Raw genomic sequence first — 23972 nt, 5'->3', positions numbered from 1 at the left:
GCGCATTGTAGCAGGCTTTTTTGTCAGCCCGCAAGAAGTTTTCCGACTAAAGTGCAGGGGATCTCGCGCCGCCTACGCCTTTCTCTTCCTTCTTCTCCCCTTCTCTCGCACCTACCGCGCAGCTAGCCGCCGGGGGATGCAATAAATGGGGAGGCGGATTGTAGCGCATTTTTTTGGCTCGCTTGAGTTGTATTTTTTGCTGAGGCATCGAACTCAGACTGAAGCATGGGGTTTCGCTTGCTTTTTTGGGGCCCATGCGTCACACTAGCGGGCCGGAATTTCGGGTTAACCCTTAGTTTTCGAAAGGTGTCTCGGAGATGCGGCATACGCGGCCCTCAGGTGCGCGAAGGGTGGGATCCGTATGGGTTCTGCTAGTCGCCCTTTTGTTCATGTCATGGGTTGCGTTGGGGCAAAACGTTCATTCGAAGCCGAGCAACCCGGCCAGCTTGGCGTCTGTCAGATTGGCTGAGCTGCCCCCTGAGGCTCGCGTGACTTGCACCCTCATCCGCGCAGGCGGTCCTTTTCCTTATGAAAAAGACGGCGCTGTGTTTGGCAATCGTGAACGACTGCTTCCTCCACGCAAGCGTGGCTACTACCGCGAATACACCGTTGCGACTCCTGGCTCGAGCGATCGGGGGATACGCCGCATCGTGTGCGGAGGAGCACCGCGGGCCCCGGATGTCTGTTATTACACCGATGACCATTACATGAGTTTCCGAGTCATCGTCCAGTGAATCTAGTGCAGTGTTTGATGCTTGATGCGACAAATAAAACCGATGGATTTTTGGTCTGGGCAAGGCGCAAACCGCAGCGATACCGGGTGGTATCGCGAGGATTTGCAACGCGGCCCAGGCCGAAAAGACGCGGTTTTATGTCGCAGATAGCGTCGAGCACTGCACTAGATGCTTTTCGTAGCTACTGAGAGTCCGGAATCGTTTTCAACTTGCCTTGCCGCACATTCTGTTTCATTTTATGGTAGTAGCTTGTGCATTTCAGGAAGAAAGAAGAGTAGCGCAAATGCAGTCGCCACTTCAAAAAGACCAGGAAGTCCCCTTGCGCAATGTCCGCCCCAATATTGTGCAGTCGATTCGCGCTTTCCGCGTGCAGGAGCTGCAAGAGGCTGCGAAGGCGCTTGGGCATCATTTTTTATATGCCAATTTGGCTCACGCCCAAACCAAGCAAGACGTTTTGGACTTGATTGCAAGCCAATTCACGTTTCCGGCTCATGTGGGCAAGAATTTTGATGCCCTGTATGACAGCATGACGGATCCTTTGCACAAGTCAGGCCCACAGCCTGGTTTCGTTGTAGTGCTGGAACAAATTCCGGCGACGCCGAAATTCGATAAAGAGGCACGCGAGCAGCTGTTAGACATCTTTCGCGATGCGGCGGAATACTGGGCCGATCGCAAGGTTCCTTTCCGCTGTTTCTATTCTTTTCTGTAGCCCGTTCTGCATCCATTGGCCAGGCAGAACGGGCGAACGAGGCTAGTGGGGCGCCCGACATCGTGCTCGGAGCGCAAATATCGGACAAACTCGTCGATGTCTCTCCTTTGGCGCTGCGCATGAGCAGTCCATTCAACGTACGCTATTGGCAGGACGCGGCATAAACGCCGCCTTTTCGCTCGGCAAAGGATGTGGCCATGGTGAGCGGGGGGCATGCTCCCGCTCATTGTGCATACACCAGTCAAGCGCGCTACCCCACAAAAAAACCGCCCGAAGGCGGTTTTTTTGTGGGTAAAGCAGACCAGCTCAGCGCTTAGAGAACTGCTTGGCGCGGCGGGCGGAGTGCAGGCCGACCTTTTTACGTTCGACCTCACGGGCGTCGCGTGTCACGAAGCCGGCTTGGCTCAGCGCGGGCTTGAGCGTGGCATCGTAGTCGATCAGCGCGCGCGTGATGCCGTGGCGTGTGGCGCCGGCCTGGCCGGATTCGCCGCCGCCGTGCACGTTGACCTGGATGTCGAAGGTTTCGAGATGGTTGGTCAGTGCGAGCGGTTGCTTGGCGATCATGATCGAGGTTTCACGGCCGAAGTAGGACTGGATGTCCTTGCCGTTGATCGTGATCTTACCAGTGCCTTTTTTCATGAAGACGCGGGCCACGCTGGACTTGCGGCGGCCGGTGCCATTGTTCCATTCACCAATCATTGCAATGGCTCCTTAGATTTCCAGCACTTTGGGCTGCTGGGCGGTGTGCGGATGCTCTGCGCCGCCGTACACCTTGAGCTTTTTGATCATGGCGTAGCCGAGCGGGCCCTTGGGCAGCATGCCCTTGACGGCTTTCTCGAGTGCGCGGCCGGGGTGCTTGGCCTGCAGATCGCGGAAGTTGGTGGCTTTGATGCCGCCGGGGTAGCCGGTGTGGCGGTAGTACATCTTGTCGAGCTGCTTGTTGCCGGTGACTTTGAGCTTGGCAGCGTTGATGACGACAATGTAATCCCCGGTATCGACGTGAGGCGTATAAATGGCTTTGTGCTTGCCGCGCAGGCGATGGGCAACTTCGCTGGCTACCCTGCCTAGCACCTTGTCGGTGGCGTCAATCACAAACCACTCATGCGTCACCTCAGCGGGTTTGGCGCTGTACGTGGTGGTCATGGGTTTTCTCTTTGAAAAGAAATGGTTTGGGCAGTCCTTTTCCACGGTCGGTGCTTTTCTGGTGAAAGCCTCTTAGGTGGGGGATCGAAGGCGGCCTTGTGCTGCATTGCTGCGGCGCCAAGCGCATCCTTCGCTTTTCGCCGCGGGACCAGCCTGGCGCTGCGAAACCGGCGATTATATGAAATCGGCGCCGATTTCGGTGATTTTTTGTGTAGGCGGCCACGCACTCGTTACCATTGCGGCATGTTCAGTTACCGCCATGCCTTCCACGCGGGCAACCATGCGGACGTGCTCAAGCACACCGTGTTGATTGCCATGATGCAGCACCTCGCGCAAAAGGACGCTGCGCTCATGGTGCTGGACACCCATGCCGGCGCGGGTCTGTACCGGCTCGACGGCGACTATGCGCGCACGAGCGGCGAGGCGGCCGATGGCATCTTGCGCCTGGCGCAGGCGGACGCCGCGGCGCTGGCGCCGGCCTTGCAAGCATATCTGGAGCTGGTGCGCGCCTTCAACGTGGGCGCTGGCATCAAGGTCTATCCGGGCTCGCCCTTCGTCATCCACCACCTGCTGCGCCCGCAGGACAAGCTCAAGCTGTTCGAGCTGCATCCGAGCGACTTGCGTGCGCTTACGCGCAACGTGGCGCAACTCGAGGCGGGGCGCCAGGTGGCCGTGCTGCACGAGGATGGCTTCGAGGGGTATAAAAAGTTCTTGCCGCCACCATCACGCCGTGCCCTGGTGCTGTGCGATCCGAGCTACGAATTGAAGAGCGACTACGGGCGCGTGCAGGACTTGGTGGCGGACGCGCTGCGGCGTTTTGCCACGGGCACCTACGCGATCTGGCACCCTATCATCGGCCGCCCCGAGGCGCACGAGCTGCCGCGCCGCCTCAAAACCCTCGCGACCAAGGCTGGCAAGCCCTGGCTGCATGCGACGCTGACGGTGAAATCGGCCAAGCTCGGCGCGCCGCTGCTGGGCGCATCACGCCGTCCCGGCCTGCCGGCCAGTGGGATGTTCATCATCAACCCGCCCTACACGCTCAAACCGGCTTTGCAGGCGGCATTGCCGCAGCTCAGCCAGCTGCTCGCGCAGGACGGGCACGCGGCGCATCAGTTGCTGGCGCAGGCGTGAAATAGGAATGGGAAGCGGACCTTTTCGCCTATCTTGCTCAAGGCGCGCACTCCGTGCGGCCCGGCGCGAGCACGGACAGCTCCACGGGCTTGAGGCCCAGGCCGGCGATGCCCAGGGCGCTTGCGGCGCCTTGGCTCAGGTCGATCACGCGGCGGGATGAATAGGCGCTGCGGTCGTTGATGCGCACGACCACGCTGCGTCCGGTGTCGGGGCTGAAGACGCATACGCGCGTGCCAAAAGGCAGACTCGGGTGGGCGGCCGTGAGGCCGTGCATGTCGTACACCTCGCCGCTGGCGGTGCGGCGGCGGTGGAACTTGAGGCCGTACCACGAGGCCAGCCCTTTGCGGCGCGCCTGCGGCAATAGCGAGAGTGCGCTCTGCCGGGTGGAAATGCCGCTGGCCTCGGCGTCGTCGTCCGGGCCTTCGGGCGCAGGTTCGGCGGGCGGCTCGAGCAACAGCGTTTCGCCGCGCGGCGAGAGCACGGTGGGCGCGAACGCCTCAGGCGCGGGAGCGTGCAGACCCTCGGCGCGGGCCAGCGTGGCGGGCGCCAGGATGAGCGAAAGCGCCAGCCACCCGGTCAACACGGCGGCCGCGCCGGGCCAGCGGCGTGTCGGTGGCGGGCCTTGCACGCTGGACACCTTGGCGTGCAGGCCCGGGCGCATCAGCCTTGCTGCGCGCCCTGCAGGCGTGCGCAGATGGCGAGCGTGGGCGCGCTCTGGTTCATGGTGTAAAAGTGCAGCGCCGGTGCGCCGCCGGCGATCAGGCGCTCGCACAGCGCCGCCACCACGTCGAGGCCAAAGGCTTTGATGCTGGCCGTGTCGTCGCCAAAGGCCTGCAGGCGCAGGCGGATCCAGCGCGGCACTTCGGCGCCGCAGGCGTCGGAAAAGCGCAGCAGCTGCGCCGCGCCCGTGATGGGCATGATGCCGGGCACGATGGGCACGCGCGCCACGTCGGCGCCCAGGCGCTGCACCTCATCGACGAAGCGGAAGTACGCGTCGGCGTTGTAGAAATACTGCGTGATGGCCGAATCGGCGCCGGCGCGCAGCTTGGCCGCGAAGGCTTGCAGGTCGGCCGCGGGTGAGCGTGCCTGCGGGTGCGTCTCGGGGTAGGCGGCGACTTCGATGTGAAAGTGCCGCCCGGTCTCGGCGCGGATGAATTCGACGAGTTCGCTCGCGTAGTGGAATTCGCCGCCCAGGCCATAGCCGCTGGGCAGGTCGCCGCGCAACGCGACCAGGCGCCGCACGCCCATGGCCTGCAGCTCTTGCAGCTGCGCGCGCACCGAGGCGCGCGTGGCGCCTATGCATGAAAAATGCGCGGCCGCGGGCACGCCCTCGGCCAGAATTTCGCGCACGGTGGCAAAGCTGCCCTCGTGCGTGGAGCCGCCCGCGCCGTAGGTGACCGAGCAGAACTCGGGCGCGAGCGCGTACAGCGCGCGGCGCACGGTGCGCAGCTTTTCCACGCCCTCGGGCGTCTTGGGCGGGAAAAATTCGAAACTCAGCGGCAGCCGTGCCGACGCTTCATGGGTGGCTTGCTTCATGGGTGGGGGTGGGCGCGCAGTCACGCCCTCTCCTTGCAAAAATGAAAAATTCGCGGTTGCCGTCGCCGCCCGTGATGGGGCTGGTCAGCCACTGCAAGTCGGTCAGGCCCAGCGCCATGCAGGCCGCGCGGATGCGCTGCTCGACGAGCGCGTACAGCGCTGCATCGCGCACGATGCCGCCCTTGCCGATCTGCGCGGGCTGCAGCTCGAACTGCGGCTTGACCAGCATCAGCAGCGCGCCGCCGGGCTTGACGAGCGGCGCGAGCGCGGGCAGCACCAGCGTGAGCGAGATGAACGACAGGTCGCCCGTGACGAGGTCGAAGCCGGCGCCGGTTTTTGGGTCAATTTGGCCGCAAATGCTTGCTGGATAAGCGCCAGCAGCTATCAAATCAGCTGCGCTCAAGTGCCGCGCGTTGCACTGCTCCAGGCACTGCACGCGCGCGTCGGCGCGCAGGCGCGGGTGCAACTGGCCCTGGCCCACATCGACGCCGACCACGCGCGCGGCGCCGTGCTGCAGCAGGCAGTCGGTGAAGCCGCCGGTCGATTGGCCCACGTCCAGGCACTGCCAACCGCGCACGTCCAGCCCCGCGGCGGCGAGCGCGCCTTCGAGCTTGAGTCCGCCGCGCGAGACGTAGCGCGCCTCGGCCGCGTCGAGCAGTTCGAGCTCGGCATCGGCCGGCAGATCGTCGGCCTTGGCGAGCGGTCGCCAGCCCGTGGGCGCGCGCCAGCGCGCACCCGCCGCAATCAGGCGCTGCGCCTGGCTGCGGCTCGCGGCCAGGCCGCGTTCGACGAGGAGCTGATCGGCACGCACGGCGTGAATTTTGAATGAAATTGGCCTCTAGCGCCCGTCCAGCAAGCGCCAGCAGCTACTCAATCAATAGCGGTACGTATCGGGCTTGTAGGGCCCCTGTTTGGGCACGCCGATGTAGGCGGCCTGCGCGTCGGTGAGCTCGGTGAGCCGGGCGCCGAGCTTGGAGAGCTGCAGGCGCGCGACCTTTTCGTCGAGGTGCTTGGGCAGCACGTAGACCTTGCCGACCTCGTAGGCGTCGCGCTGCGTGAAGAGTTCGATCTGCGCGAGCGTCTGGTTCGCGAAGCTGCTGCTCATCACGTAGCTCGGGTGCCCGGTGCCGCAGCCCAGGTTCACGAGGCGCCCGCGCGCCAAGAGGATGATGCGCTTGCCGTCGGGAAAGATCACGTGATCGACCTGCGGCTTGATCTCTTCCCACTGGCATTTGGCTTCGAGGCTCGCGACGTCGATCTCGTTGTCGAAGTGGCCGATGTTGCAGACGATGGCCTGGTCCTTCATGCGCGCCATGTGTTCGAAGGTGATCACGCTCTTGTTGCCCGTGGCGGTGACGAAGATGTCGGCCAGCGGCGCGGCCTCGTCCATGGTGACGACGCGGTAGCCCTCCATCGCGGCCTGCAGCGCGCAGATCGGGTCGATCTCGGTCACCCAGACCTGCGCCGAAAGCGCGCGCAGCGCCTGCGCCGAGCCCTTGCCCACGTCGCCATAGCCGCAGACCACGGCGATCTTGCCCGCCACCATCACGTCGGTGGCGCGCTTGATGCCATCGACCAGCGATTCGCGGCAGCCGTAGAGGTTGTCGAACTTGCTCTTGGTGACCGAGTCGTTGACGTTGATCGCGCGGAATTGGAGCGTGCCCTTGGCCGACATTTCCTTCAGGCGGTGCACGCCCGTGGTGGTCTCCTCGGTCACGCCGATGATCTGCGCGCTCTTGCGGCTGTACCAGCGCGCGTCCTGCGCGAGCTTGGCGCGGATCGCGGCAAAGAGCACGCGCTCTTCTTCGCTGCCGGGCCGATCGAGCACGGACGGATCCTGCTCGGCCTGCTGGCCCAGGTGCATGAGCAGCGTGGCGTCGCCGCCGTCGTCGAGGATCATGTTCGGGCCTTCGTTCGGCGCGCCCGCGGGGCCGAATTCGAAGATGCGGTGCGTGTAGTCCCAGTATTCGGCCAGGCTCTCGCCCTTGACGGCGAACACCGACGTGCCCGCGGCGGCGATCGCGGCGGCAGCGTGGTCTTGCGTGGAAAAGATGTTGCACGAGGCCCAGCGCACCTGCGCGCCCAGCGCCTGCAGCGTTTCGATCAGCACGGCGGTCTGTATCGTCATGTGCAGGCTGCCCGCGATGCGCGCACCCTTGAGCGGCTGGCTGGGCGCGAATTCCTCGCGGATGGCCATCAGGCCGGGCATCTCGGTCTCGGCGATGCGGATTTCCTTGCGGCCCCAGTCGGCCAGGCCGATGTCGGCAATGACGCAGTCGCTGGGCGCGGGGGTGGGAAGAGGGGCGTTCATGGTGTGCTCCTGAAAGTCAACACCGGCGCGGGAGCAAAACAGGTCTCACCGCACCGGAAGTGGTGGATGAGCGTCGTTGCAAAACACGGTTTCCGAGCCTCACGCCCTGGGGCCACCGGCGGGTGGCTGGGCGCTGCAACGCTCCTCGGAAGTGGTGGCGATTATAGGTTTGCGCCATCCCCACACCCGCCCGCACCCGCCTCACACATCACTCCACCGTCACCGACTTGGCCAGGTTGCGCGGTTTGTCCACGTCGGTGCCGCGCGCGCAGGCGGTGTGGTAGGCCAGCAATTGCAGCGGCACCACGTGCAGCAGCGGGCTCAGCGGGCCGTAGTTCTCGGGCATGCGGATGACGTGCATGCCCTCGCCGTTGTCGATCTGCGTGCCAGCATCGGCGAGCACGTAGAGCTCGCCGCCGCGTGCGCGCACCTCCTGCATGTTGCTCTTGAGCTTTTCGAGCAGCGCATCGTTGGGCGCGACGGTGACCACGGGCATGGCGCTCGTCACGAGCGCGAGCGGGCCGTGCTTGAGCTCGCCCGCGGGGTAGGCCTCGGCGTGGATGTAGCTGATTTCTTTGAGCTTGAGCGCGCCTTCCTGCGCGATCGGGTAGTGGATGCCGCGGCCGAGGAACAAGGCGTTTTCCTTGCCTGCAAAGGCTTCGGCCCAGCTGATGATCTGCGGCTCGAGCGCGAGCACCGCGTGCAGCGCCGCGGGCAGGTGGCGCATGGCCTTGAGGTGTGCGTCCTCCTGCGCTTTGCTGAGGCGCCCGCGTGCTTGCGCCAGCGCGAGCGTGAGCAGAAACAAGCCCGCGAGCTGCGTGGTGAACGCCTTGGTACTCGCCACGCCGATCTCGACGCCGGCGCGCGTGATGTAGGCCAGCTCGCATTCGCGCACCATGGCGCTCGTGGCGACGTTGCAGATGGTGAGCGTGTGGCGCATGCCCAGGCTTTGCGCGTGGCGCAGCGCGGCCAGGGTGTCGGCGGTTTCGCCGCTCTGGCTGATGACCACGACCAGCGTGCGCGCGTCGGGCACGCTCGCGCGGTAACGGTATTCGCTCGCAACCTCGACCTGCGTGGGAATCGCCGCGATGTCTTCGAGCCAGTAGCGCGCGACACAGCCGCTGTAGTAGCTCGTGCCGCAACCGAGGATGAGCACGCGGTCGATCTCCTGGAACACGCGCCACGCGGCCGGGCGCGGGCGGCCCGGCTGCGCTATGCCGTCGAAAAGCTCGGGCACGATGCCGGTCACACCTTCGAGCGTGTCCGCGATCGCGCGCGGCTGCTCGAAAATTTCTTTTTGCATGTAGTGGCGGTACGGCCCGAGCTCGACCGCGCCGCTGAAAGCCTGCACGGTGCGCACCGGGCGCTCCTGCGGCGTGAGCGGGCGCCCTGCGGGGCCGACGATCCAGTAGCGCCCCGGCTGCAGATCGACGAGGTCGCCTTCTTCGAGGTAGATGATCTGGTCCGTCACGCCCGCGAGCGCCATGGCGTCGCTCGCCACGAAGTGCTCGGCCCCGCCCTGGCCCACGCCCAGCACCAGCGGCGAGCCCGCGCGCGCGCCCACGAGGCGGTGCGGCTCGTCGCGGTGCAGCACGGCAATCGCATAGGCGCCGCGCAGCTCGGCCACGGCGGCCTGCACCGCGGCAAACAGGTCGCCGCCGTAGTGGCTGTCCACGAGGTGCGCGATCACCTCGGTGTCGGTCTGGCTCGTGAAGCGGTAGCCGCGCGCCTGCAGCCGCGCGCGCAGCTCCTCGTAGTTTTCGATGATGCCGTTGTGCACCAGCGCCACGCGCCCGGGCGCGTCGGCGTCGCTGCCGGGGCCGCAGCTGAAATGCGGGTGCGCGTTGTCCACCGTGGGCGCGCCGTGCGTGGCCCAGCGCGTGTGCGCGATGCCCGTGGCACTTTCGAGCTGCTGCGCCTGCACCTGCGCGAGCAGCTCGGCCACGCGCGCCGTGCCGCGCACGCGCTGCAAGCCCGCGCCGCTCTGCGGCGCCAGGCTGCCCGCGTGCACGGCGATGCCGCACGAGTCATAACCGCGGTATTCGAGCCGCTGCAGACCCTGCACCAAAATGGGAACGATGTTGCGCGTGGAGACCGCGCCGACGATGCCGCACATAAAAAACCTCCTTCAGGCGGAACGGCCGCCATCGTAGGCAAAGAGCTTTTTCTATGGCGCTCGAATTTCGGCAGATTTTGAAACTATATTTCAGACACACCCATTTCTGAAATTTATTTCCATCCCCATGCAGATTGATGAAAAATACAAACTCGACGCCATCGACCTGCGCCTGCTCGACCTGCTGCAGCAAGACGCCTCGCTGAGCCAGCAGGCGCTCGCGGCCAAAGTGCACGTGTCGCCGCCCACCTGCCTGCGTCGCGTGCAGCGGCTGCGCGCGCTCGGGCTGATCGAGCGGCAGGTGGCGATTTTGGCGCCCGAGCGGCTCGCCGCGCTGCAGGGCCACGGCCTCGCGTGCATCGTCGAGGTGTCGCTCGAGCGCCAGGGCGCCGAGCAGCTCGACGCCTTCGAGGCGCGCGCCGTGGCCGAAGAATGCGTGCAGCAGTGCTGGCGCGTCGCGCCCGGGCCGGACTTCATCCTCGTAGTGCACACGCGCGACATGCCCGGCTACCAGGCGCTCGCGCAGCGCCTGTTCACGAGCGACGCGAACGTGCGCAACGTGCGGGCCTTTTTTGCGACCAAGCGTGCAAAATTTGATACAAAACTGCCTCTATCCCTTGATACACCTGCGTGAGCAGCTATCAGGTGGATAGTATTTTCGATGCTTGCGGTCGCGCCAAAAGTCGCTGCAGAAATTTGCAGCACCGTCCCCATATACAGTCGGTTCATCGGCGGCCCGCCCGCCCCTTTTTCAGGAGCCTACGCATGGAGTTCAAAGACTATTACAAAATCCTTGGCGTCGAACCGACGGCCACGGCCGACGAGATCAAAAAGGCCTACCGCAAGCTCGCGCGCAAATACCACCCCGACGTGAGCAAAGAGCCCAACGCCGCGCAGCGCATGAGCGAGGTGAACGAAGCCAACACCGTGCTCTCCGACCCCGAAAAACGCGCCGCTTATGACGCCCTGCGCCAGCAGGCCGCGCAAGGCCCGGGGCACGAATTCCGACCACCGCCAAACTGGGACGCCGGTTTCGAGTTTTCCGACTTCGGCAGGGGCGGCGGGGGCGGCTACGAAGGCGACTTCAGCGACTTTTTCGAGCAGCTCTTCGGTCGCGCACGCCAAGGCCGCACGGCGCATGGTGCGCGCCACGGCTTTGGCAGCGCGGCGCAGCGCGGCAGCGACCACCACGCCAAGATCGAGCTCGACTTGCTCGATGCCTACCAGGGCGCCGAGCGCACACTCACGCTGCACGGTGGGCGCCTGGATGCCAACGGCCACCTGGTGCGCGAGGAACGCACGCTGCAAGTCAAAATCCCCAAAGGCGTGCGCGAGGGCCAGCTCATCCGCGTGCCGGGCCAGGGCGCACCCGGTGCAGGCGGCGGCGCGGCCGGTGACTTGCTGCTCGAAGTGCACTTCAGGCCCGATCCGCGCTGGCGCGCCGAGGGCCGCGACGTGTACCAGCCCGTGCCTGTCGCCCCTTGGGAGGCCGAGCTCGGCGCGAACATCGAGGTCGTCACCCCGTCAGGCACGGTCGAAGTCAAAGTGCCGGCAGGCTGGAAACCCGGTCGCAAGCTGCGGCTCAAAGGGCGCGGCATCCCGAGCAATCCGCCCGGTGACCTGTACCTGGAGTTGAGCGTTGCACTGCCCCCCGCACGCACCGAGGCCGAGCGCGCCGCCTACCTGGCCTTTGCCAAGGCCTTCCCCCGCTTCAACCCCCGCGCCACGCAAGGAGCCTGACCATGAGCACTGCTTCCCGCTTGTCTGCCCAACTGCCCGTTTTGCAAGCCTTGAGCGCCGAGCTGCTCGATGACGGCGTCTGGCTGAGCCTCGAAGAGCTCGCGCGCAGCTGTCGCATGGGCCCCGAATGGATCCTGGAACACCTCGAGGCGGGCTTGCTGTCCGCGCGCGAGGCGCAGGGGCAGTGGCTCTTCGAGGGCAGCGCGCTTTTGCGCGCACGCCGCCTCGCACAGCTTGAGCGCACCTTCGACGCCGACCCGCACCTGGCTGCGCTCACCGTCGATTTGATCGAGGAAGTCGCCGATCTGCGCCGGCGCCTGCAGCGCCTGCAGATGCTTTTTGGCCAAGGCCTGGAGGAGTGAGCCGAAATTCCGCTTGCGCTGCGCTTACATCCAAAACTACACTGCGCCAAGCGTTTTCCAGGTGGTTTGCGGGGCCTTTTCCCGCGTCGTCCAGCAAGGGTTTGCGTGCATCCGTCTCAGCAGCACTTTTTTCGCCTCATCTATCCCTTGCGCGTCTTGGGTATGGGGCTGGGCGGCTTGGCCGTGGGCACGGTGCTCTGGGAGCGCCAGGCCTCGGCGTGGGCGTGGGGCTACATGGTTTTCATGTGCTACGTCTGGCCGCACTTGGCTTTCTTGCGTGCGCGCCTGAGTACCCATCCCTACCGCACCGAAACGCACAACCTGGTGCTCGACGCCTTTTTCGTGGGCATGGTGCTGCCGCTGATGCACTTCAACGTGCTGCCCAGCGTGCTCGTGGTCACGCTCACCATGATGGATCGCATCGCCTCGGGCATTCGCGGCTTGTGGGCTGTCTCTTTGCTGAGCATCGCCGCCGGTGTGCTCGTGGGCATTGCGCTGTTCGGCTTCCATTGGGCGCCCGAAAGCTCCATGCACGTGATCCTTGCGTGCCTGCCCATGCTCCTCGTGCATACGCTCTCGTCGAGCCTGAGCAGCCACCGCCTGATTCGTAAGGTGACGCGGCAAAACCAGGAGCTCGATGGGTTGCGCCGCGTCGATGCGCTCACAGGTCTTCATGGTCGCAGCCATTGGGAAGAGCAGGCGGAGAAGGCGCTGCGCACTTACCGTGCGCATGCAGTGTCGGCGTGTGTGCTGATGCTGGACATCGACCACTTCAAGCCCATCAACGACACCTACGGCCACAACGTAGGCGATGAAGTCCTCCGCAGGTTTGCCCAGGTGGTACGCAAAAATGTACGGGTCACCGACTGTGCGAGCCGCTACGGCGGCGATGAGTTCACCGTGCTGCTGACGGGGATGACGCTCGATGAGTCTTTACCCGTTGCGCAGCGCATCCGCGCGCAGGTGCAGGACTTGCGTCTACGCGATCTGCCCGATTTGCGCCTGAGCTGCAGCGTGGGTGTGGCCTGCGCTGAGGCAGGTCACAGCGACTTGCGCGCCTGGATGGCCGCCGCGGATGGTGCGCTGTACGAGGTCAAAAAGAATGGCCGCAATGGGGTTGCCCACGCACCCGTGGCGGTGCGCATCCCCATCGGCTGACACTGCGCGGCCCCGCGCCGGCGTCTGGCTCAGCGTGTTGCGACGTGGCCATGGGCGCGTGGCCAGACCAGGCGCACGGTGCAGCCCGCGTCGGGCGCGGCCGTGATGGTGATACGCGCGCCATGGCGCTCGGCGATGGCGCGGCACAGCGCAAGGCCCGCACCCACGCCGGGGAAGTCCTCTTCGCGGTGCAGGCGCTGGAACACGCCGAACAAAGCGCCCGCGCGCGCGGGATCAAAGCCCACGCCGTTGTCTTCGACGAGCAGCACGGCATCGCCGCCTTCCTCTCCCGCGCTGCGCACGGCGATGCGCGCCACGGCGCGCCCGCGCGTGAACTTGAGCGCATTGCCGAGCAGCTCGCGCAGCACGTCACGCAGCAGCGCGGCATCGGCCCACAGCACGGGCAGGTCGGGGGCGATCTGCCATTCGACGGTGCGCCCGGCTGCTTCGGGCGCAAGCTGGGCGCGCACTTCGGCGAGCAGCGGCGCGAATGCGACCGGCGCGCATGCGAGCGGCGCGCGGCCCGCGCGCGAGAGCGCCAGCAAGCCGTCGAGCATGCGCCCCATGCGCTGCGCCGACTGCGCCATGGTCGCGAGAAAGTCGAGCGCTTCTTGCACGGTCTGCTGCTGCCCGTCGGCCAGAGCGGGCTGCATTGGCGCTGCGTCAAGCAATTCGCTGAGCAGCTCGCGCACGAGCTCGCCGTAGGCCGTGACGTGGCGCAGCGGCGCGCGCAGGTCGTGCGCGACGGCGCGCAGGAACTCCTCCTGCGCGGCTGCGAGCGCCGCGTTGTGCTGCTGGCATTGCGCGAGCGCGGCGCGCAGTGCTGTCACATCGGTGCTGTCGGTGCTGTCGGTGCTGTCGGTGCTGTCGGTGCTGTCGGCCGAGGCGGCCGGGCCGTCATCCACCGTCTGCGCCATGTCGCTGGCGCTGGCGCCGCAGGGCAGGTCAGGCATGGTCAGGCCTTGTCTTGCTTGGCCGGCCGCTGCCAGCCGGGGATGTTGACCTGCTTGCCGCGCGCCACGCTGAGCGCACCCGCGGGCACGTCCTTGGTGATGGTCGAGCCGCCGCCCACGGTGGCGCCCGCGCCCACCGTCACGGGCGCGACGAGCACGCAGTTGCTGCCCACGTGCACGTCGGCTTCGAGCACGGTGCGGTGCTTGTTGGCGCCGTCGTAGTTCGCGGTGATGCTGCCGGCGCCGTAGTTGACGCGCGCGCCCACGCTGGCGTCGCCGAGGTAGGCGAGGTGGTTGGCCTTGGCGCCTTCGGCCAGCGTGCTGTTTTTGACCTCGACGAAGTTGCCGATGTGCACCTGCGGCCCGAGCTGCGCGCCCGGGCGCAGGCGCGCGAACGGGCCGACCGAAGCCGCCGGGCCGACCTCCACGCCGGGCTGCTCGCCGGCGATGTGGGTGTAGGGGTGGATCACCGCGCCCGCGGCGATGCGCGCATTGCTGATGTGGCAGTGCGCGCCGATCTGCACACCTTCGCCGAGCTCCACGCGGCCCGTGAAGATGCAGCCCACGTCGATCTCCACGTCCTGCGCGCAGCGCAGTTCGGCGCGCGTGCCATCGCGCGCGTCGTCGCGCAAGTCGAAACGCGCCGGATCGGCCAGGCGCACGCCCTGCTCCATCAGCGCCTGCGCCTGGCGCGCCTGGTGCGCGCGCTCGAGCGCCGCGAGCTGCGCGGGACTGTTCACGCCCGCGACCTGCAGCGCGTCGTCGATGCAGTGCGCGACCACGGGCACGCCCTCGCGCACGGCCATGGCGACCACGTCGGTGAGGTAATACTCGCCCTGCGCGTTGTCGTTCGACAGAAGCGCGAGCCAGCCTTTGAGCAGGCGTGCGGGCACGGCCATGATGCCGCTGTAAACCTCGCTCAGCGCGCGCTCGGCGGCGTTCGCGTCTTTGTGCTCGACGATGCGCTGCACGCTGCCGTCGCCCGCGCGCACGATGCGGCCGTAGCCCGTGGGGTCGGGCAGCTTGACGGTGAGCAATGCGAGCCGCTCGCCCTGCGCCGCGGCGACGAGCGCGCGCAGGGTGTCGGCCTGCGTGAGCGGCACGTCGCCCGAGAGCACGAGCGCGAGGCCGTCGTCGGCGAGCATGGGCACCGCCTGCTGCACCGCGTGGCCCGTGCCGAGCTGCGGCTCCTGGCGCACGCAGTGCAGCTCGAAATGATGGTCAAAATAGCCCTCAAGGCTCATGGCACGGGCGCAAGCAGCTTCTACTTCAGGAGCGCCGTGCCCCGTCACCACGACCACGCGCCGCGGTGCGAGCCGCGCCGCCTGGCCGAGCACGTGCAGCAGCAGCGCACGCCCCGCGAGGCGCTGCAAGACCTTGGGGATGCGGCTTTTCATGCGCGTGCCCTTGCCGGCCGCCATGACGACGATGTCGAGCGCTGTCATCGCTTTCCCTTCCCGCTGTAAGGTCAGGTCAAAGTCACGCGCGCGAACTTGCGCTTGCCCACCTGCACCACATAGCTGCCCGCCGGGAGCTTGAGGCCCTTGTCGCTGACCACCTGGCCATCGACGCGCACGCCGCCGCCATCGATGAGGCGGTTCGCCTCGCTCGTCGAGGGCGCGAGCTGCGCCTGCTTGAGCAGCGCGCCTATGCCCAGCGGCGCGCCCGTGAGCAGCACCTCGGGGATGTGCTCGGGCACGCCGCCCTTGCTGCGCAGCACGAAATCCTGCTCGGCCGCATCGGCCGCCTGCGGCGAATGAAAGCGTGCCGTGATCTCCTTGGCCAGCAGCACCTTCACGTCGCGCGGATTGCGCCCGGCAGCGACTTCCTGCTGGAGCTGCTCGATCTCGGCGAGCGAGCGGAACGACAGCAGCGTGAACCAGCGCCACATCAGCGTGTCCGAGATGCTCATGACCTTGGCGAACATGGTGTTGGCGTCTTCGGTGATGCCAATGTAGTTGTTCTTGGACTTGGACATCTTCTCGACGCCGTCCAGCCCTTCGAGCAGCGGCATGGTCAGGATGCACTGCGGCTCCTGGCCGTATTCCTGCTGCAGGTGCCGGCCCATGAGCAGGTTGAACTTCTGGTCGGTGCCGCCGAGTTCGAGGTCGCTCCTGAGCGCGACCGAGTCATAGCCCTGCATCAGCGGGTAGAGGAATTCGTGCACGCTGATGGGCTGGCCCGTGGTGAAGCGCTTATGGAAGTCGTCGCGCTCCATCATGCGCGCCACGGTGTATTTGGCCGCGAGCTCGATCATGCCGCGCGCGCCCAGCGGCTCGCTCCACTCGCTGTTGTAGCGGATCTCGGTGCGCGCGGGGTCCAGCACCAGGCTGGCCTGGCGGTAATAGGTTTCGGCGTTGGTCTTGATCTGCTCGGGCGTGAGCGGCGGGCGCGTGCTGTTGCGCCCCGAAGGGTCGCCGATCAGGCTCGTGAAGTCGCCGATCAGAAAGATCACCTGGTGGCCCAGATCCTGCAACTGGCGCATCTTGTTGAGCACCACGGTGTGGCCGATGTGAATGTCGGGCGCGGTCGGATCCAGCCCCAACTTGATGCGCAGCGGCTTGCCCGTGGCTTCAGAGCGCGCCAATTTTTGCACCCAGGCGTCCTGCGGCAGCAGCTCTTCGGCCCCGCGCAAAGTGACTTCGAGCGCGTGCCGCACGGCATCGGTCACGGGGTATTTTGTAACGGCGGAAGGATTCATAGGGTTTTCAGGGATGCCGGCGCGACAGGCGTCGCTATACTCCGGCCCACTTTGGGGGTGGCGGTGGATTTTAGTGCTGCCCCGCCTACCCTTTTCGACGAAGCCTCGGCCGCGCGGCGCGGGGGTTCATGGTGTTTTGCTTGCGCGGCCCTCTCGGCTGCGCGCTTGGATGGCTGCCCTCGCAGCGCTGGCATGGCGCCGGCGCCCGGGCCCGGCAGCCCTTGCAGTTTGGGGATAGATCTTGATTCACGGTTTGACCACTGCCAGCAAGGCATTGATAGCGCAACTGTCACGCAGCGCACAAAAACACCCCCGCCGCATCACCGCCGCCGTCGCAGCCCTGCTGCTCACGGGTGCTGGCGGCGCGTTTGCCGTGGCGGCTTTCGGGCCCGATGCGGCCGACCTGCCCGTGCGGCAGATCAGCTACCCCGTCGCCTCGCTGGCCGACGGCGCGCCTCTTGATGCGCTCGAAGCGCCGGGCTTTTCGCTCTATCGCTCCGAGCTCACGCGCAGCAGCGACACCGCCGAGTCGCTGCTGCAGCGCCTGGGCGTTGCCGACCCGGGTGCGGCGGCGTTCTTGCGCAGCAACGATGCGGCGCGCCAGCACCTGCTCGGGCGTGCCGGGCGCCTGGTGTCGGTCGAAACCACCGACGACCACCGCTTGCGCAAACTCACCGTGCGCTGGGCGCCCGACGACAGCAACACCTTCCAGCGCCTGGTGGTCGAGCGTGAGGCCGAGCGCTTCACGGCGCGCGTCGAAAGCGCACCGCTGGTCGCGCAAACGCGCCTTGCGGGCGGCATCATCCAGAGCTCGCTGTTCGCGGCCACCGACGCCGCGGGCATCCCGGACGCCGTGGCTGTGCAGCTGGCCGAAATCTTCGGTGCCAACATCGATTTTCGCCGCGCGCTGCGCCGTGGCGACCGCTTTTCTCTGGTCTATGAAGTGCTCGAAGCCGACGGCGAGCCGCTGCGCAGCGGCCGCGTGCTCAGCGCCGAGTTCCTCAACAACGGCAAGACGCACCAGGCCGTCTGGTTCCAAGAGCCGGGCGCGAGCAAAGGCGCCTACTACACGCTCGACGGCCAGAGCCTGCGCAAGGCCTTCCTCGCCGCGCCCGTGGCGTTTTCGCGCGTCTCTAGCGGTTTTGCGATGCGCTTTCACCCCATCCTGCAGCAATGGCGCGCGCACCTGGGCACCGACTTCGCCGCGCCCACGGGCACGCCGGTGCGCACCGTGGGCAACGGCGTGGTCGCATTCGCAGGTGTGCAAAACGGCTACGGCAACGTCATCTTCGTACAGCACGACAAGGCCCATGTCACGGTCTATGCGCACCTGAGCCGCATCGACGTGCGCAAGGGCCAGAGCGTGGAGCAGGGCCAGACCATAGGCGCGGTGGGCGCGACGGGCTGGGCCACGGGGCCGCACCTGCATTTCGAATTCCGCGTCGATGGCAAGCAGCAAGACCCGCAGATCATGGCGCAGGCGAGCGCCGCTGCCGCGCCGGTGTCCGCCGCCGCGCGCCCCGCGTTCGAGCGCCTCGCCCGCAACATGCGCGTCGAGCTCGACGCCGCCGCGCGCGTGCAGCAGGCGCGCGCGGAATAATCCCGCGCCATGCGCCGGCGCACCGCCGGCAGCTGCGCCGCCAAGCCGCCTTCCGCCCATCGCCCATCGCCCATGTCCGAGCTTTACATCGGCCTGATGTCGGGCACCTCGCTCGACGGCGTGGACGGCGTGCTCGTCGATTTTTCAGAGCAAAAAATGGCTGTAGTGGCCGCCGCGTCTGCGCCACTAGCTCCTGAATTGAAAGCGCAGTTGCTCGCGCTGCACCACCCCGCGCACGATGAGCTGCACCAGGCCGCGCTCGCCGGCAACGCCATCGCGCGCAGCTATGCACAGGTGGTGCAGCAGTTGCTGGCCGCGAGCGGCGCGCGCCCCGCGGCGGTGCGTGCGCTCGGCGCGCATGGGCAGACCGTGCGCCACCGCCCGCTCGCATTCGACGGCACGGGCTACACGCTGCAACTCGGCAACCCGGCGCTGCTCGCCGAGCTTTGCGGCATCACCGTGGTGGCGGACTTTCGCAGCCGCGACCTCGCCGCGGGCGGGCAGGGTGCGCCGCTGGTGCCCGCGTTCCACCGGCAGGTGTTCGGGCGCGCGGGCGAGACCGTGCTCGTGCTCAACCTCGGCGGCATCGCCAACCTTAGCGTGCTGCGCGCCGACGGCAGCGTGCTGGGCTTCGACTGCGGCCCCGGCAACATGCTGCTCGACCACTGGTGCCAGCAGCACACCGGCCAGCCCTACGACGCGCAGGGCGCCTGGGCCGCGCGCGGTCAGGTGCTGCCCGCATTGCTCGCGACGCTGCAACAGGAGCCGTTTTTCCATGCTTCGCCGCCCAAGAGCACTGGACGCGACCTGTTCAACGCCGCGTGGCTGGCCGAGCGGCTGCGCGCCTACCTGGCCGAACATGCGCCGCCCGCGCCCGAAGACGTGCAGGCAACCTTGGCTGAATTGACCGCCAGCGCTTGTGCAGAAAGCGCTTTGCGCTATGGTAGAAATAGCAAACTGCTCGCCGTGTGCGGCGGCGGCGCGTACAACGCCGACCTTTTGCAACGCCTGCAGCGCCGGCTGCCGCAGCACGCGGTGCAGCCCACCGACGCGCTCGGCCTGCCGGCGCAGCAGGTCGAGGCCGCGGCCTTTGCCTGGCTCGCGCGCCAGGCACTGCGCGGCGAGCCGGGCAGTCTGCCAAGCGTCACGGGCGCCCGCGGCGCCCGTGTGCTCGGTGCGATCTACCCGGCCTGAAGGATCGGGCCTGGGCCGGTCACCATCCGACCGCAAAGTTCAAACGGAAAAGCTCGACCCGCAGCCGCAGGTGGACGTGGCGTTGGGGTTGCGGATCACGAACTGCGCGCCCTGCAGGTCTTCTTTGTAGTCGATTTCGGCGCCGACCAGGTACTGGTAGCTCATGGCGTCGATCAGCAAGGTGACGCCGTTCTTGACCATGGTGGTGTCGTCCTCGTTCACGACCTCGTCGAAGGTGAATCCGTATTGGAAGCCCGAGCAGCCCCCGCCTTGCACGAACACGCGCAATTTCAGATCAGGGTTGCCTTCTTCGGCGATCAGTTCTGCGACCTTGGCCGCTGCGCTGTCGGTGAAGTTGATGGGGGCGGGCATTTCGGTGCTGATGTTTTCGGCTACGGCGCTCATGAAACTCTCCAATGTCAGGGTTTGCGCGAAATACTACTTCAAATTTGTCGGGAATTCAGGCCCGCGGGTGTTTGCCGTGCTGCGCAGTGGGGGCTTTGTGCAAGAGCCTATTTCCGCAGCGAGCATGCCCCTACGGAAATAGGCTGAAAACCCAAGGCAAAAGAGCCACTTGCGCCCGCTGCATGGGCGCAAGCAGCTATTCATCAAGGAGCGCTTCGTCAGACCAGCTCGAGCGTCACGGCCGTGGCTTCGCCGCCGCCTATGCACAGCGTGGCGAGGCCGCGCTTCTTGCCGCGCGCCTGCAGCGCGTACAGCAGCGTGACCATGATGCGCGCACCGCTCGCGCCGATAGGGTGGCCGAGCGCGCAGGCGCCGCCGTTGACGTTGAGGATGTCGTGCGCCACGCCGAGCTCCTTCATGAGCGCCATGGGCACGACGGCAAAGGCCTCGTTGACCTCCCACAGCTCCACGTCCTGCACGCTCCAGCCGGCCTTGGCGAGCGCCTTGCGCGAGGCATCGACGGGGGCGGTGGTGAACCACTCGGGCGCCTGCGCGTGCGTGGCGTGGCTCACGATGCGCGCGAGCGGCTTGCAACCGAGCTTTTGCGCCGTCGATTGGCGCATCAGCACGAGCGCGGCCGCGCCGTCGTTGATGCTGGAGCTCGAAGCCGCGGTGATGGTGCCGTCTTTCTTGAACGCGGGCTTGAGCGTGGGGATTTTTTCGAGCTTGATTTTGCCCGGGCCCTCGTCGGTGCTGACCACGCGCTCGCCGCTGCGGTCTTTCACGGTGACGGGCACGATCTCGGCCGCAAAAGCGCCCGATGCGGTCGCGGCCTTGGCGCGTTGCACGCTCTCGGTGGCGTAGGCGTCCTGCTGGGCGCGCGTGAACTGGTACTTGGCCGCGCAGTCCTCACCAAAGGTGCCCATGGCGCGGCCAGGCTCGTAAGCGTCTTCGAGGCCGTCGAGCATCATGTGGTCGAAGATGCGGTCGTGGCCGATGCGGTAGCCGCTGCGCGCCTTTTGCAGCAGGTAGGGCGCGCCGGTCATGCTCTCCATGCCACCGGCGACCATGACCTCGTGCGTGCCCGCGAGCAGCATGTCGTGCGCGAACATCACGGCCTTCATGCCCGAGCCGCACATCTTGGACAGCGTGACGGCGCCGGTTTCTTTGGGCAGGCCGCCCTTGAACGCGGCCTGGCGCGCCGGGGCCTGGCCCTGGCCGGCCATGAGGCAGTTGCCGAACAGCACTTCGCCGACGGCGCTCGGCGCCACGCCCGCGCGCTCGACGGCGGCGCGGATCGCGGCGCCGCCCAGGTCGTGCGCGGCGAGGCTGGCAAAGTCGCCCTGCAGCGCGCCCATGGGCGTGCGCGCGGCGCCGACGATGACGACGGGGTCTTGAAGGGATGCAGTCATGGAAAGCTCCTGTGGATGAAAAAGCGGTGATGCGGGGCGAAGCGCCGCGCACAGGCTATTTAGGCCGCGTGCAAGTGGCAAAAGCGCCGCTCGGGGTCGTAGGGGAAAACATCATAGACGTGCCCGGCCTGGATGCGCTCTTTGTGCGACTGCCAGAACGCCACGTCGAGCAAATCTGCGTGGTGGCGCAAGAAGACTTCGCGCACCGCGTCGTTGCCGAGCAAAAAAGGCCCGAAGGTCTCGGGGAACACGTCGTGCGGGCCGACGCTGTACCAGACTTCGCCACTCATCTCCTCCTCTTCGTTGCGCGGCGTGGGCACGCGGCGGAAGTTGCAGTCGGTGAGGTATTCGATCTCGTCGTAATCGTAGAACACGACTTTGCCGTTGCGTGTGACACCAAAATTTTTCCACAGCATGTCGCCGGGAAAGATGTTGGCGGCCACGAGGTCTTTGATGGCGTTGCCGTAGTCGATCACCGCGTGCTCCATCTGCTGGCGCACGCGCGCGTCTTGCAAGCCCGTGTCGAAGGCTTCCTGCAGGTAGATGTTGAGCGGGATCATGCGTCGCTCGATATACAGGTGCTTGATGATGACTTCCTGGCGGCCGTCGCCGTCGCGGTCGCTGATCTCGAGCTGGCTCGGGGCGAAGCGCTCGATCTCGGCGATGAGCTCGTCGGTGAAGCGCTCGCGCGGGAACGCGACCTCGCTGTATTCGAGCGTGTCGGCCATGCGGCCCACGCGGTCGTGCTGCTTGACGAGCTGGTACTTGGCCTTGATCTGCTCGCGCGTGGTGTCTTTCTGCGGCGGGTAATAGTCCTTGATGACTTTGAACACGTAGGGAAAGCTCGGCAGGTCGAACACCAGCATGACCATGCCCTTGATGCCGGGCGCGATGCGGAACTTGTCGCTCGAATGCTTGAGGTGGTAGAGAAAGTCGCGGTAGAAAAGCGTCTTGCCCTGCTTGGCCAGGCCCAGCGCGTTGTAGATCTCGGCGCGCGGCTTGCGCGGCATAAGGCTGCGCAGAAACTGCACGTAGGCGCTGGGCACTTCCATATCGACCATGAAGTAGGCGCGCGCAAAGCTGAACAGCATCTGCAAGTCGTCCTCGCCGAACAGCACCGTGTCGATCACGAGCCGTCCGGCGGCATCGCGCTCGTCGTGCAACAGCGGCAGCGCGAACGGAATCTCGAGGTAGCCGTTGATGATCTTGCCGACCACGTAGGCGCCCTTGTTGCGGTAAAAAAGGCCGCTGAGCACCTGCAGCTGGAAGTTGGCGCGCAGCGTGACGTTGGCCAGGCGCTGCTGCATGGCCGCAAGAACGTAGCCCGTGTCGCGGCGCAGATCGACGAAAGGGCGCTGCAGGCCGAAGTCCTCGATGATGCGCAGCAAGGTGTCGTGCAGCTGGCCCGGCGCGGGGTAGTAGGCGCGGTAGGTCGGCAGCGCCTCGGGCTCGTCGTTTTCTATGTATTCGGTGCTGACGGCCGGGCGCACGAAGATGAAGTCGTTGTGGAAATGCGTGCGGTGCAGGATCTTGCACGTGACTGAATTGAAAAAGGTCTCGGCCAGCTCGGGCTGGTGGTGGTTCACGAGCAGGCCGATGTAGTGCAGCTTGACCTGCTGCCACACGTCCATGGGCTGGCGGCTCGCGTGAAACTCTTTTTCGAGCCGGTGCACGCATTCGCGCACGCGCAGGTCGTAAAACTCGATGCGTTCACGCTGCGCGCGCTGCTGCGCGTGCCAGTCGGCCGTCTCGAAGCGGTGCTTGGCGCGCGCCGATTCGGCGCGAAAGAGGCGGTAGTGGCGGTTGAAGCCGTCCATCATGGCCTTGGCGATGCCATAGGCCTGCGGGGAGTCGAGACGCTGCGGAAACATGGCGTGCGTGGTGGGAAGTGCTGACCTGCAAGCATAGCGGCTTGCCCCGCAAGGCTTGCGTACCCAGCCTGTGCCGCAGCCGCATGCGCGGCGCTGCTGCGGCGGCGCGCGTTCAGGTGCGCCGCTTGGCGGCCACGCGCGTGACGGCGGCGCGGTAGCTCGTATCCAGCCCTTGGGGGCCATCGACGGTCATGTGCAGGTTGTGGATCAGGCCGTCCTTGAGGCCATAGCACCAGCCGTGCAACGTGACTTTCTGGCCGCGCGCCCAGGCGTCGAGCAGCACCGTGGTCTGCGCGAGGTGCAGCACCTGGGTGATCGCGTTGAGCTCGCACAGCGCGTCGTAGCGCCACTCGGCGGGGAGCATTTCGAGCATGTCGCGGTGGCGGTCGCGCACGTCCTGCACGTGGCGCAGCCAGTTGTCGGCCAGTCCCACGCGCGTGCTGTCGAGCGCCGCGCGCACGCCGCCGCAGCCGTAGTGCCCCACCACCATGAGGTGCTCCACGCGCAGCTGATCGACCGCGTACTGCACGGTCGAGAGGCAGTTCAGGTCGGTGTGCACCACCACGTTGGCGACGTTGCGGTGCACGAACACCTCGCCTGGCTCCAGCCCCGCGATCTGGTTCGCGGGCACGCGGCTGTCGGAGCAGCCTATCCACATGAACCTGGGCTGCTGCTGCGCGAGCAGGCGCGTGAAAAAGCCCGGCCGCTCGTGCTCCATGCGCGCCGCCCAGGCGCGGTTGTTGGCGAAAAGCTCTTCGATCGAGGCAGTGGTCATGAAGGGTTCCGTCGTGGTGGCAAAGCCCGCGAAGTTAGCAGGTTTCGAAAGAGACCCGTCTGACGCCAAGAAGGCGCGTCAGAAATTTGGCATGGCCCAAATGCGCAGCGCTGCCAGAACC

The 23972-nt window shown here is 66.3% G+C and carries 23 protein-coding genes and 1 riboswitch; of the genes, 9 read left to right on the top strand and 14 right to left on the bottom strand.

Annotated elements, in window-relative coordinates; all coding sequences use genetic code 11:
• Positions 1-389: 389 nt before the first annotated feature.
• Complete coding sequence (locus DFR45_RS12615; RefSeq protein WP_114484102.1) at positions 390-734, top strand: ribonuclease; 345 nt, start codon at positions 390-392, stop codon at positions 732-734.
• Positions 735-1017: 283 nt separating this feature from the next.
• Positions 1018-1443: a barstar family protein gene (locus DFR45_RS12610; RefSeq protein WP_114484101.1), complete on the top strand. Its 426-nt coding sequence runs from the start codon at positions 1018-1020 to the stop codon at positions 1441-1443.
• 306 nt (positions 1444-1749) lie between these two features.
• Here the strand turns inward: DFR45_RS12610 and rpsI are convergent, their stop codons facing one another.
• Complete coding sequence (rpsI, locus tag DFR45_RS12605; protein ID WP_114484100.1) at positions 1750-2142, bottom strand: 30S ribosomal protein S9; 393 nt, start codon at positions 2140-2142, stop codon at positions 1750-1752.
• A gap of 12 nt (positions 2143-2154) precedes the next feature.
• Positions 2155-2586 carry a 50S ribosomal protein L13 gene (gene rplM, locus DFR45_RS12600; RefSeq protein WP_114484099.1) on the bottom strand — a complete coding sequence of 144 codons (432 nt, stop codon included), beginning with the start codon at positions 2584-2586 and terminating at the stop codon, positions 2155-2157.
• Between the two features lie 243 nt (positions 2587-2829).
• Here rplM and DFR45_RS12595 point away from each other — a divergent pair, with 243 nt between their 5' ends.
• Complete coding sequence (locus DFR45_RS12595) at positions 2830-3717, top strand: 23S rRNA (adenine(2030)-N(6))-methyltransferase RlmJ (protein ID WP_114484098.1); 888 nt, start codon at positions 2830-2832, stop codon at positions 3715-3717.
• A 37-nt stretch (positions 3718-3754) separates the two neighbouring features.
• On the opposite strand, the gene DFR45_RS12590 is transcribed toward DFR45_RS12595, so the two are convergent.
• The 5 genes from DFR45_RS12590 to glmS all read right to left on the bottom strand — a co-directional run bounded on the left by DFR45_RS12590 (position 3755) and on the right by glmS (position 9680).
• A complete protein-coding gene (locus tag DFR45_RS12590) occupies positions 3755-4378 on the bottom strand; it encodes a septal ring lytic transglycosylase RlpA family protein (protein WP_114484097.1) in 624 nt (207 codons plus the stop codon).
• Entirely contained in the window at positions 4378-5253 is an 876-nt protein-coding gene (gene metF / locus DFR45_RS12585) for a methylenetetrahydrofolate reductase [NAD(P)H] (RefSeq protein ID WP_114484096.1), read from the bottom strand. Before metF ends, DFR45_RS12590 begins: the two co-directional genes overlap by 1 nt.
• On the bottom strand, positions 5234-6064 hold the full coding sequence (locus DFR45_RS12580) for a TlyA family RNA methyltransferase (RefSeq protein ID WP_114484095.1): 831 nt from the start codon (positions 6062-6064) through the stop codon (positions 5234-5236). The genes metF and DFR45_RS12580 overlap by 20 nt, the downstream gene beginning before the upstream one ends.
• A 63-nt stretch (positions 6065-6127) precedes the next feature.
• Positions 6128-7564 (bottom strand): adenosylhomocysteinase, encoded by a 1437-nt coding sequence (ahcY, locus tag DFR45_RS12575; RefSeq protein WP_114484094.1) that lies wholly within the window; start codon positions 7562-7564, stop codon positions 6128-6130.
• A 61-nt stretch (positions 7565-7625) separates the two neighbouring features.
• A riboswitch (S-adenosyl-L-homocysteine riboswitch) is annotated at positions 7626-7717 on the bottom strand.
• 55 nt (positions 7718-7772) lie between these two features.
• Positions 7773-9680, bottom strand: coding sequence for a glutamine--fructose-6-phosphate transaminase (isomerizing) (glmS, locus tag DFR45_RS12570; RefSeq protein WP_114484093.1), 1908 nt, complete (start codon positions 9678-9680; stop codon positions 7773-7775).
• Positions 9681-9807: 127 nt separating this feature from the next.
• Between glmS and DFR45_RS12565 the strand changes: the two genes are divergently transcribed.
• From DFR45_RS12565 to DFR45_RS12550, 4 genes are all read left to right on the top strand, one after another.
• A complete protein-coding gene (locus DFR45_RS12565; RefSeq protein WP_114484092.1) occupies positions 9808-10314 on the top strand; it encodes an Lrp/AsnC family transcriptional regulator in 507 nt (168 codons plus the stop codon).
• Positions 10315-10445: 131 nt separating this feature from the next.
• Entirely contained in the window at positions 10446-11420 is a 975-nt protein-coding gene (locus DFR45_RS12560) for a DnaJ C-terminal domain-containing protein (protein WP_114484091.1), read from the top strand.
• Positions 11421-11422: 2 nt separating this feature from the next.
• Positions 11423-11782 carry a chaperone modulator CbpM gene (locus DFR45_RS12555; RefSeq protein WP_114484090.1) on the top strand — a complete coding sequence of 120 codons (360 nt, stop codon included), beginning with the start codon at positions 11423-11425 and terminating at the stop codon, positions 11780-11782.
• 105 nt (positions 11783-11887) lie between these two features.
• On the top strand, positions 11888-12940 hold the full coding sequence (locus DFR45_RS12550) for a sensor domain-containing diguanylate cyclase (RefSeq protein WP_241659449.1): 1053 nt from the start codon (positions 11888-11890) through the stop codon (positions 12938-12940).
• A 29-nt stretch (positions 12941-12969) separates the two neighbouring features.
• On the opposite strand, the gene DFR45_RS12545 is transcribed toward DFR45_RS12550, so the two are convergent.
• From DFR45_RS12545 to tyrS, 3 genes are read right to left on the bottom strand one after another with little or no spacing between them, the layout of a single operon-like run.
• Positions 12970-13893: a sensor histidine kinase gene (locus DFR45_RS12545; protein ID WP_241659448.1), complete on the bottom strand. Its 924-nt coding sequence runs from the start codon at positions 13891-13893 to the stop codon at positions 12970-12972.
• 2 nt (positions 13894-13895) lie between these two features.
• Positions 13896-15338: a bifunctional UDP-N-acetylglucosamine diphosphorylase/glucosamine-1-phosphate N-acetyltransferase GlmU gene (gene glmU, locus DFR45_RS12540; protein ID WP_114484088.1), complete on the bottom strand. Its 1443-nt coding sequence runs from the start codon at positions 15336-15338 to the stop codon at positions 13896-13898.
• Positions 15339-15361: 23 nt separating this feature from the next.
• A complete protein-coding gene (tyrS, locus tag DFR45_RS12535) occupies positions 15362-16594 on the bottom strand; it encodes a tyrosine--tRNA ligase (protein WP_114484087.1) in 1233 nt (410 codons plus the stop codon).
• Positions 16595-16835: 241 nt separating this feature from the next.
• On the opposite strand from tyrS, the gene DFR45_RS12530 reads away from it, so the two are divergent.
• Both DFR45_RS12530 and DFR45_RS12525 read left to right on the top strand, forming a co-directional pair.
• The gene (locus DFR45_RS12530; RefSeq protein WP_114484086.1) at positions 16836-18194 is read left to right on the top strand and encodes a M23 family metallopeptidase; all 1359 of its coding nucleotides are present in this window, start codon (positions 16836-16838) and stop codon (positions 18192-18194) included.
• 72 nt (positions 18195-18266) lie between these two features.
• Positions 18267-19388 carry an anhydro-N-acetylmuramic acid kinase gene (locus DFR45_RS12525; RefSeq protein WP_114484085.1) on the top strand — a complete coding sequence of 374 codons (1122 nt, stop codon included), beginning with the start codon at positions 18267-18269 and terminating at the stop codon, positions 19386-19388.
• A 39-nt stretch (positions 19389-19427) separates the two neighbouring features.
• On the opposite strand, the gene erpA is transcribed toward DFR45_RS12525, so the two are convergent.
• From erpA to can, 4 genes are all read right to left on the bottom strand, one after another.
• Positions 19428-19793: an iron-sulfur cluster insertion protein ErpA gene (gene erpA / locus DFR45_RS12520; protein ID WP_114484084.1), complete on the bottom strand. Its 366-nt coding sequence runs from the start codon at positions 19791-19793 to the stop codon at positions 19428-19430.
• Between the two features lie 218 nt (positions 19794-20011).
• Positions 20012-21205 carry an acetyl-CoA C-acyltransferase gene (locus DFR45_RS12515; RefSeq protein ID WP_114484083.1) on the bottom strand — a complete coding sequence of 398 codons (1194 nt, stop codon included), beginning with the start codon at positions 21203-21205 and terminating at the stop codon, positions 20012-20014.
• Positions 21206-21264: 59 nt separating this feature from the next.
• Complete coding sequence (gene aceK, locus DFR45_RS12510) at positions 21265-23076, bottom strand: bifunctional isocitrate dehydrogenase kinase/phosphatase (RefSeq protein ID WP_114484082.1); 1812 nt, start codon at positions 23074-23076, stop codon at positions 21265-21267.
• A gap of 112 nt (positions 23077-23188) precedes the next feature.
• Positions 23189-23851: a carbonate dehydratase gene (gene can, locus DFR45_RS12505; protein WP_114484081.1), complete on the bottom strand. Its 663-nt coding sequence runs from the start codon at positions 23849-23851 to the stop codon at positions 23189-23191.
• Between the last annotated feature and the right edge of the window lie 121 nt (positions 23852-23972).

Source organism: Extensimonas vulgaris, assembly GCF_003337425.1.
GTDB classification, from domain to species: domain Bacteria; phylum Pseudomonadota; class Gammaproteobacteria; order Burkholderiales; family Burkholderiaceae_C; genus Extensimonas; species Extensimonas vulgaris.
The sequence above is the reverse complement of the archived record's forward strand: the minus strand, read 5'-3'. Positions and strand labels throughout refer to the sequence as shown.